Source organism: Wohlfahrtiimonas larvae (assembly GCF_002006755.1).
GTDB classification, from domain to species: Bacteria; Pseudomonadota; Gammaproteobacteria; order Cardiobacteriales; family Wohlfahrtiimonadaceae; genus Wohlfahrtiimonas; species Wohlfahrtiimonas larvae.
The window spans coordinates 1-9252 of sequence record NZ_MVDO01000013.1 but is presented as its reverse complement, the minus strand read 5'-3'; the positions used below and the strand labels follow the sequence as shown (position 1 = coordinate 9252).

The window sequence follows — 9252 nt, the reverse complement described above, 5'->3', positions numbered from 1 at the left end:
GCTCTACTGTTTCTGCACAAAATGTAAAATACGTCACAGATCAACTACAAGCACCCATTCGTGCCTCTGCTAATGATAATAGTCGTATTATTAAAATGCTGACATCAGGGGAAAAAATTAAAATACTCAGTGAAAGTAAACAATTTTATGAAATTCAATATGGCGATAATAATGCACATGGATGGATCCATAAAAATTTTGTAATGAATGATCCTGCTGCCAGAGAGTTTGTTGAAATGGCAAAACAGGAATATGCACCTCTTCAAGAAAGCATTGCATCATTAACTGCACAAAATAATGATAAAGACCAACTCATTCTTTCATTACAAGAAAATCAAAAAAAGCTTGAGCAAGCCTTATTAGTTCAAACCAACCGTGTAACACATCTTGAACAGATCAATAAAAATGTTATCGATATCGATAATGATAATCAGCTATTAACACAAGTTAATATGCAACAAGAATTAGAATTAAAGCAATTAAAAAGTGAAAACTTTACCTTAAAAGAAAACAAAAGAAGTGATGAATGGCTAAAAGGCGCTAGCATATTATTTGCAGGCATCGTTTTAGGCACTTCTATTTTACCAAGACTACTCCGTTATCGTAATCAAAAACGTAACTGGAGCCGTTATTAATCAATATTAACAAGGAAATTATCACATGAGCGCCATTAGTCTTCGACCACTTGAGAAAGAGGACCTTCGGTTTGTGCACCATTTAGATAATAACGCATCGATCATGCGTTATTGGTTCGAGGAGCCGTACGAGTCTTTTTTAGAACTCTCAGATCTCTACGACAAACATATTCACGACAAAAATGAACGTCGCTTCATTCTACAAAAAACAGAAAATAAAGAGCCAATTGGCTTGGTTGAATTGGTGGAGATTGATTACACGCATCGCCGTGCAGAATTTCAAATCATCATCGCCCCTAATCACCAAGGTAAAGGGTATGCCAGAACAGCCACCAAATTAGCAATGGATTATGCTTTCCATACGCTTAATCTTTATAAACTATATTTGGTCGTTGATGAGGCCAATGAAAAAGCTGTACATATTTATACAAAACTAGGTTTTACAGTGGAAGGCGTCTTACGTCATGAATTCTTCTCAGCAGGCGCATATCGCAATGCCATCCGCATGTGCATCTTCCAAAATGAATACGCTAAAGCCTTTGAAGGACAAAAATAATTTATGACTCAACTGTTGCAAAGCTTTAAACCCTATTTTTCATCTAAAATTTTAGCCGTTGGTTTTTTAAGCTTTGCTTCAGGATTGCCAATATTAATGACTTTATCAACATTAACATATTGGCTTTCAAAATATGGCGTTGATAAAAAAAGCATTGGACTCATCAGCTTAGCAGGTTTGCCTTACGTTTTTAAATTCTTGTGGGCTCCTTTTTTAGATGCAAAACGTTCTTATTTATTAGCAAAACTAGGTCGGCGTAAAAGTTGGATTATCCTATTTCAAAGCTGTTTAACACTCATATTCTTTACATTATCATTGGTTAACCCCAATGATCATATTGGGATTATTTCCATCCTAATATTACTATTAGCAACAGCATCTGCTAGCCAAGACATTGTCATTGATGCTTATCGAATTGATACATTAACCAGCAAAGAACAATCTTATGGGTCAAGCCTTTCACAAGTTACCTACCGTATTGCCATGCTCATTATGGGAGCCGCTGTATTATTTGCTTCTGATTATATTGCTTGGCCAACTATCTTTTTATTAGTCGCAATACTATTTACACTGATCACCTTAGTCACATTTATTTTTATCAAAGAAGAAATTAATCACTTATCACCACAACAACAGGCAATCTCTGCAAATTCCACATTAACAGATTACATCCTAATACCTTTTAAGAATTTTATTACACACCCCCAAGCTATTTTTATTCTAGTTTTTATCTTATTCTTCAAAATGCCCGATGCTATCGCTGGGGTCCTAATTTCAGCATTCTATAATGAAATGGGATATACAGGTGCTCAGATTGGCATCATCAGCAAGGTTTATGGATTAATTGCAACATTGCTTGGCGCCTTTATATCTGCCAATATTATTGCTCGCATGAATTTATATAGCGCTCTAATTTGGTCATCCATTTTAATGGGCTTAACCAATCTTGGTTACATTATGGTATTACATTACCCAACAGTATTGTCTTTAACATTAGCGATTTCACTAGAAAACTTCATTGGTGGATTCGCAAGCGCCGTATTCATCACATATTTAAGCTTATTATGTAATCGCTCTTATTCTGCAACACAATATGCCATGCTCAGTGCTCTAGCTGCATTCTCTCTACGTATTTTTGGCTCATTCTCAGGCTTTGCGGTCGAAGACTATGGTTGGCAAAACTTCTTTATATTTACAACATTTTTGTTTGTGCCTGCGTTACTTGTTTTAATGTACATAAAAAATAGTATTTTTGAATTACAGCACACAACGAGAGAATTCAAGAAATAAAAAAATTTTGGCTTTATTTTTTATATACTGATAACTGCAAATCTTTTTTAGCAATCGCTGCATCTTGATCTTTTCTTGGTATCAACTCCAAAATAATTTCTGAATATTTTTTTTCACTATTAGATAACTCCTCAGCGATTGCCATCCAAATGTATGCATCAGTATCACTTTGCTTTACACCTTCGCCTTTAAAATACATCTCCCCCACACTAAACATTGCATCAATATAACCAGCCTTAGCAGCTTTTAATAAATTCGCAAAAGCCTCTGAATCATTTTTAATAATCTCTAACCTAACACCTTTTGCACCTTCTTTTTGCATCATCCCTACAGGATATAAAGCTGGCACATACCCCTGCAAACTTGCCAAATAAAAATAATCTACCAACTTAGCAGGGTCAGCTGATAAATATTGTCCTTGGCTATAAATATCAATCAATGTAACTACTGAGGGCAAATGAATATTCTTAGTATCATAGTTGATATTCTCTTCAAGTAATTTAAGCGCTTGTTGAATATCTTGCTTACCTAAATTTGGATTCAAATATAAATAGGCTAAAGTATAACGAGCATCAGGATCATTTTGTGTTACTGCCTGAATCAAATATTGCTCTGATAAATCAGCATTAGCCTGAATAACTACTCCGCCAGACTGATTATAATAACCTGCAAAATACAAATCACCCAATAGTGTTAAAGCCTTTACATATCCACGCTCTGCTGATTTTTGAATATATTTTAAACCTTGCTTAGGCTCATTATTATTGATTAATAAAAATCCATACTGTAATTCTGCATCAGGAAAATTTGAATCCGCCGCTTTTCTTAAATACTCTAAGTGTTTAATAGAATCCAAATGCTCAGCAGAACCATAATATGCTGCCATTCTAAAATTAGCCTCACCATTTTCAGGATCACTTTCTAATATCTTTTGAACCGCTTCAATATTAGATAATTTTACCTCTTGAATAGCCTCATCCGCAAAAACAGAAGATATTAATAAACTAGAAATAATCAATGCTAAACTTATTTTTTTCATAGTTCTCCATTCTACTAGCAATGCTTTCAATTAATACCACTCAATCAAATTAGCCCTTAGAAATTTAAGGGCTAATTCTACAATTTACTTAGCAACAATATTCACTAGCTTCTTCGGCACCACAATCACTTTCATGATATTTAAGCCCTCTAAATGACGCTGCGCCGCTTCATTTGTTAACGCCATTGCTTCGATCTCTTCTTTTGAAGCTGAAGCTGCAATCACAAATTCACCGCGTAACTTACCATTTACTTGGATCACATAGTTGATTTCATCACGAACCAATACAGATTCATCCACAGTTGGGATTTCTGCTGTTTCGATTTTACCTTCAAAGACATTGCTCCAAATTTCATGTGTCACATGCGGAATGATTGGATACAACAAACGCAACATAATGGAGAAACCTTCATTACGCACATATTTTGCGGCTTCTGTATCACCTAATTCACCTAATGCATTCAACATTTTCATACATGCTGAAATCACTGTGTTGTATTGGTAGCGATCATAGTCGAATAATGCTTTTTTCAATTCTTCATGCACAACACGACGAATATCTTTAGAAGCTTTATCTGCTGGATCATATTCAACCTTTTCAGACAATGAATCTTTAAACTCAAAGCCAAATGTCCACAAACGTTTCAAGAAGCGCTGAGCGCCTTCAACACCTGAAACTGACCATTCTAATGATTGCTCTGGTGGTGCACTGAACATCATGAATAAACGCGCCGTATCTGCACCATATTCATTGATGATAAATTCAGGATCCACGCCATTGTTCTTAGATTTACTCATCTTTTGAACGCCACCATAAATGACAGGTTGGCCATCTGCATTTAAGATGTAAGTTGTTTCTCCATCCTTAACTACAGGCGTCACATCATCTAAGTTGTACCAAGTATAACCTGTAGAAGCATGACGATAGAATGATGGAGAAATTACCATACCTTGTGTTAACAATGCTTTGAATGGCTCTTTTGGTGCTTTAGCTGGATCACCCAACAAACCTTCATCACGCATTAATTTATGGAAGAAACGTGAATACAACAAGTGAAGGATTGCATGCTCAATACCACCAATGTATTGATCCACTGGCAACCACTGCTCTGCACGCTCATCTAGCATCGCTGTATTGCAATCGTGTGATGCAAAACGCGCATAATACCAAGATGAATCCATAAATGTATCCATCGTATCTGTTTCACGACGTGCAGCCTTACCACATTTTGGACAATCCACATTCAAGAATGCTTCATTTTTATGTAAAGGATTACCTGAACCATCTGGAATCAAATCATTTGGCAACACAACTGGCAAATCTTTTTCTGGTACTGGTACATCGCCACAGCATTCACAATGAATGATTGGAATTGGGCAGCCCCAATAACGCTGACGAGAAATACCCCAATCGCGTAAACGATATTGAGTTTTAATGAAACCCAAATCTTTAGCTTCTAAAAATTTAGCAATGGCCTGTGTTGCTTCTTCAAATCCTAAACCATTAAATTCACCTGAATTGATTAATGAACCATGCTCAGCATAAGCTTCCTGCCATGTTGTATAACTTTGATCCTCTGCATCATTTGCAATCACAGGTTTAATGGGTAAACCATATTTTGTTGCAAATTCAAAATCACGCTCATCATGCGCAGGCACAGCCATAACAGCACCTTCACCATAAGTGATGATTACATAGTTAGCAACCCAAACTGGTAATTGATCTCCTGTGATTGGATGCGTAACAAAAGCACCTGTTGCCATCCCTTTTTTCTCTTGGGTTGCAATGTCAGCTTCGTTTGTGCCACCTTTTTTGCACTCTTCAATGAATGCTTGTAACTCAGGATTATTTGCTGCTGCTTTCTGTGCAATGGCATGCTCTGGAGCAACCGCAACATAGCTTGCACCCATCAATGTGTCTGGGCGAGTTGTGAATACGCGCACTGTACCATCTTCATAAGGGAAACCGATTTCCATCCCTTGTGATTTACCGATCCAGTTTTTCTGCATGATTTTAACTTGTAACGGCCAATCCGTTAAAGTATCTAAATCTTCGAGTAATTCATCAGCATAATCTGTAATACGGAAGTAATACATTGGAATTTCACGACGCTCAACTTCTGCGCCAGAACGCCAACCTTTACCATCAATAACTTGCTCATTTGCCAAAACTGTTTGATCAATTGGATCCCAATTCACAATACCGTTTTTACGATAGATGATGCCTTTTTCATATAATTTCGTGAAGAACCATTGTTCCCAACGATAATAATCTGGTTCACAGGTTGCGATCTCACGATCCCAATCAAAACCAAAGCCTAAAAGCTTCAATTGATTTTTCATGTAAGTCATGTTTTTTTGCGTCCATTGATAAGGTGATACTTTATTATCAATCGCAGCATTTTCAGCTGGCATACCAAAAGCATCCCACCCCATTGGCTGAAGAACATTGAAGCCCTTCATTGTCATATAACGGCTCATAACATCGCCAATTGTATAGTTACGCACATGCCCCATGTGAAGTCGACCAGATGGATATGGGAACATAGACAGACAGTAATAGTTCTGTTTACCTTCTACATGATCTGCAACTTTGAAAGTTTTATTGGTTTCCCAATATGCCTGTGCTGTTTTCTCAACATCTTGGTGATGATACGCTGGTTTCATACGACATTATTCCAATCTATTCAATTAAACAAAGAAAAACACTCATTCTACCTTATTTTTTTAATACTTGTGAGTTTTATCACAAGCTTTTTGTATATTTTATAACAAATAAAACCACTAATAACCCTATGATTTTTATAAATTTCATGTTTTAAAAATCACTTTTCATATGAGAATAATTATTATTTATCAATGATTGCTATTAACATTTGATATTTTTATTGCTACAATCCAAACAACAAATCAACATTAGCTTAAAAATGGAGCACACATGACAACTGAGTCAAATGAATTTAATGTAGAAGTCATCGATAATAAAGGCGCAGATTTATATACAGAACTTGAACCTGAATTAAAGCGTTTACATGAGGAAAACATCACACTCCTAATGGCTACAGTTGATGATGAACAAATTGCTCATGCAAGTTATACACCATTTGCAATGATTGATGGTGATTACTATATTTTCATTGCTGACATTGCTTACCACACACAACATGTTAAAAAACGTCCTATTTTTGACATTATGATAGTGGATGATGAAAGTAAAACCCGTAATATCTATGCTCGCAAACGCGTGACTTACCAAGTGGAAGCAACTGAGATCGCACGCGAAGAAGCAGCATTTGAAATAGGTTTAGCAGCATTAACTGAACGCGCAGGTAAAACTGTTAATGTATTACGTGAAATGGGAGACTTCCACTTGTTTAAGTTAACTCCACTAAAAGGCGTATTAGTAACAGGATTTGGTAAAGCATTCAGATTAAATCCTAAAGATCAATCTAAAACTACTCATTTAACAGGCATTGATGGCAAAGGTCACGGCAAAGGCCCTGGCATTCCCAAACAAGCCTAACCCAACATATATGCAAGCGGTCATCCACAAGACAGTTTTAAAATTTGTATCGCTCCCTAAGTTTTAAAATTGTTTTTATCCAAAAGCTCCCCCCTCGCTTAAGGATACATAGTTTGATGATAACCTCTTTTAATCAAGCACTTACCCCTAAGGCCGCTTGCATATATTCTTAATCAAGCAAAGGAACATCATGTTAACAGAAGCTCAAAAAACTAGCATTAAAGAGCGTTTAGCGAAAAACCCAGGCATTTTATTTGAAACATTAGCAGAATCTAATGATGCCAGCGAAGCAGAGATGATTGAATGCTTACCTGAAGAATTGTGGTCAAAAGCATCTGGTGACCTTTTTCAAGAGATCCTCACACGCGTTGCCACTTGGGGCAAAGTGATGACAATCATTCACACTGTGGATGCTGTATTTGAATTTTCGGGCCCATTCCCTGTCGGTGAAGAAGGCCATGGCTATTATAATCTAGATACAACAAGTGGATTCCAAGGCCATTTAAGATACAAAAACTGTGGCGCTATCTATTTTGTCACTCGCCCTTTCCGTGGCTCAGAAACTCGTAGCATTTTATTTGCCAACCATAATGGCGGCATTATGTTCAAGATCTTCTTAGGTCGTGATGAAAACCGTGTCATTTTCCCAGAACAAATTGAAAAGTTCCAAGCATTAGCAAAAGAGTTTAAACATTAATATAACAATAAACTTTTGTTTCACAGTCCTAGACGTTAGGCTTCATCGACCTGCATCATGAAGCCATTTTTTTTGCCTGAAATTTATATTTTCATTAAATAGCATCTACAAAGGATAGGTTAAAATCACTTGATTTATCTGATTCAACTTTTTGTTTTTATAAATTACTTCAAGGTTCGCATCTTTATTAGCTGGGTACTGAATAACACCAAGCCCCATTTTCCCAGAATAATCAATATATGGAATACCATTTTCATCAAAATGGATCATTAAAGCATCTACAGTTTCTGCAACCACACCATTTCTTTTCTGTAAATGTGTAATCTTCGCCTCACAATACCAATCTGAAAACTTATTTGACTGCGATTGTTCAGCCATAGTTACTTTTAACTTTAAAAATTTAGGTTTACGCATAAAAATACGATTATCTAATGTAAATCCTGTTGATAGAGAGGACCATCCTTCATGAGATTCTTGGTTAAACTCATAAATTGGATAATGCTCAGTTTCTACTGAGCATTCAACTTCACTGACGTAAAATGAAAAATAATAGATATCTGTCTCTCTATTATTTCTCTCATTAATCACGTAATACACTAAACCACCAATTACCATACAGCTTAATATCAAAAAACCAATCAGAATTTTATTTTTTTTAGACATTTTTATATAACCTTTGAAATTTAAGTTTAACTATCATCTTCCTATGGACTAATTTATTAATACAAAATTTGATAAATCCTATCTATATCAACATATTGTCTAATATGATCAGCCAAACGATCATACTGTGCATTTTTATAATCTAGATCATTTGCCTGTATTTTTTCTGATGCGTGCGATGCACTCAATGAATCTTCTGCCACAATTTCAATGTCTTGATAATATGGAATCACACCCAAAACTGGCACTTGGCATAACTCTTCAATCATTTTCACACCAGATTCAAAAAATTTCATATCACCACGAAATTTATTGATAATGATTCCTTTGATATAAGGCCGCTCTTCTTCAGAGATCAACATAATTGAGCCATATAAGCTTGCAAAGATTCCACCACGTTCGATATCTGCAACCAAGATAATATTGGCCTTCGCATAAATTCCCATTGCGAGATTCACCATATCTCGATCTTTCAGATTCAATTCTGAAATACTGCCTGCACCTTCCAAAACCATTGGTGAATATTGCTCCGCTAATCGATCATAAGCACGATGCGCTTCATCTCGCAGATGCTGCCAACCTTCACCTCGAAAATATTCATAAGCATTTTTAACGCCCAATGATTTTCCTAATAATAAGACATTACTTTGATGATCTGCCGTAGGTTTCAACATAATAGGATTCATATCCACAGTTGGCGAAATGCCTGCGGCTTCTGCTTGTGTGGATTGTGCAATCGCCATTTCTGTACCATCGTCTAATATCACACTAAAATTGGACATATTCTGCGCTTTAAACGGCGCAGGTTGATAACCATCTTGTTTAAAGATGCGACAGAAACCAGTAGTA

The 9252-nt window shown here is 36.1% G+C and carries 8 protein-coding genes and 1 pseudogene; 5 read left to right on the top strand and 4 right to left on the bottom strand.

The window, feature by feature from the left end; genetic code table 11:
* The 3 genes from BZK14_RS00880 to BZK14_RS00870 all read left to right on the top strand — a co-directional run.
* A partial coding sequence (locus BZK14_RS00880; RefSeq protein WP_077924726.1) for a TIGR04211 family SH3 domain-containing protein occupies positions 1–635 on the top strand: 635 nt, incomplete at its 5' end.
* A gap of 25 nt (positions 636–660) precedes the next feature.
* On the top strand, positions 661–1191 hold the full coding sequence (gene speG / locus BZK14_RS00875; RefSeq protein WP_077924725.1) for a spermidine N1-acetyltransferase: 531 nt from the start codon (positions 661–663) through the stop codon (positions 1189–1191).
* A gap of 3 nt (positions 1192–1194) precedes the next feature.
* On the top strand, positions 1195–2481 hold the full coding sequence (locus tag BZK14_RS00870; protein WP_077924724.1) for an AmpG family muropeptide MFS transporter: 1287 nt from the start codon (positions 1195–1197) through the stop codon (positions 2479–2481).
* A gap of 13 nt (positions 2482–2494) precedes the next feature.
* On the opposite strand, the gene BZK14_RS00865 is transcribed toward BZK14_RS00870, so the two are convergent.
* A complete protein-coding gene (locus tag BZK14_RS00865; protein WP_077924723.1) occupies positions 2495–3520 on the bottom strand; it encodes a tetratricopeptide repeat protein in 1026 nt (341 codons plus the stop codon).
* Between the two features lie 84 nt (positions 3521–3604).
* Positions 3605–6187 carry a leucine--tRNA ligase gene (gene leuS / locus BZK14_RS00860; protein ID WP_077924722.1) on the bottom strand — a complete coding sequence of 861 codons (2583 nt, stop codon included), beginning with the start codon at positions 6185–6187 and terminating at the stop codon, positions 3605–3607.
* 271 nt (positions 6188–6458) lie between these two features.
* Here leuS and BZK14_RS00855 point away from each other — a divergent pair, with 271 nt between their 5' ends.
* Together BZK14_RS00855 and hutX are read left to right on the top strand one after the other, a co-directional pair.
* Positions 6459–7043, top strand: a complete 585-nt coding sequence (locus BZK14_RS00855) for a HugZ family pyridoxamine 5'-phosphate oxidase (RefSeq protein WP_077924721.1) — start codon at positions 6459–6461, stop codon at positions 7041–7043.
* 190 nt (positions 7044–7233) lie between these two features.
* Positions 7234–7740, top strand: coding sequence for a heme utilization cystosolic carrier protein HutX (gene hutX / locus BZK14_RS00850; protein WP_077924720.1), 507 nt, complete (start codon positions 7234–7236; stop codon positions 7738–7740).
* A gap of 105 nt (positions 7741–7845) precedes the next feature.
* On the opposite strand, the gene BZK14_RS00845 is transcribed toward hutX, so the two are convergent.
* Entirely contained in the window at positions 7846–8403 is a 558-nt protein-coding gene (locus BZK14_RS00845; RefSeq protein ID WP_077924719.1) for a hypothetical protein, read from the bottom strand.
* Positions 8404–8588: 185 nt separating this feature from the next.
* Positions 8589–9252: pseudogene (locus BZK14_RS00840) on the bottom strand (cobyric acid synthase); the annotation flags it as partial.

Bases quoted from the DNA above. Each gene is read 5' to 3' on its own strand.
- hutX (WP_077924720.1), top strand. From the start codon at position 7,234: ATGTTAACAGAAGCTCAAAAAACTAGCATTAAAGAGCGTTTAGCGAAA.
- BZK14_RS00870 (WP_077924724.1), top strand. From the start codon at position 1,195: ATGACTCAACTGTTGCAAAGCTTTAAACCCTATTTTTCATCTAAAATT.
- BZK14_RS00865 (WP_077924723.1), bottom strand. From the start codon at position 3,520: ATGAAAAAAATAAGTTTAGCATTGATTATTTCTAGTTTATTAATATCT.
- leuS (WP_077924722.1), bottom strand. From the start codon at position 6,187: ATGAAACCAGCGTATCATCACCAAGATGTTGAGAAAACAGCACAGGCA.
- speG (WP_077924725.1), top strand. From the start codon at position 661: ATGAGCGCCATTAGTCTTCGACCACTTGAGAAAGAGGACCTTCGGTTT.
- BZK14_RS00855 (WP_077924721.1), top strand. From the start codon at position 6,459: ATGACAACTGAGTCAAATGAATTTAATGTAGAAGTCATCGATAATAAA.
- BZK14_RS00845 (WP_077924719.1), bottom strand. From the start codon at position 8,403: ATGTCTAAAAAAAATAAAATTCTGATTGGTTTTTTGATATTAAGCTGT.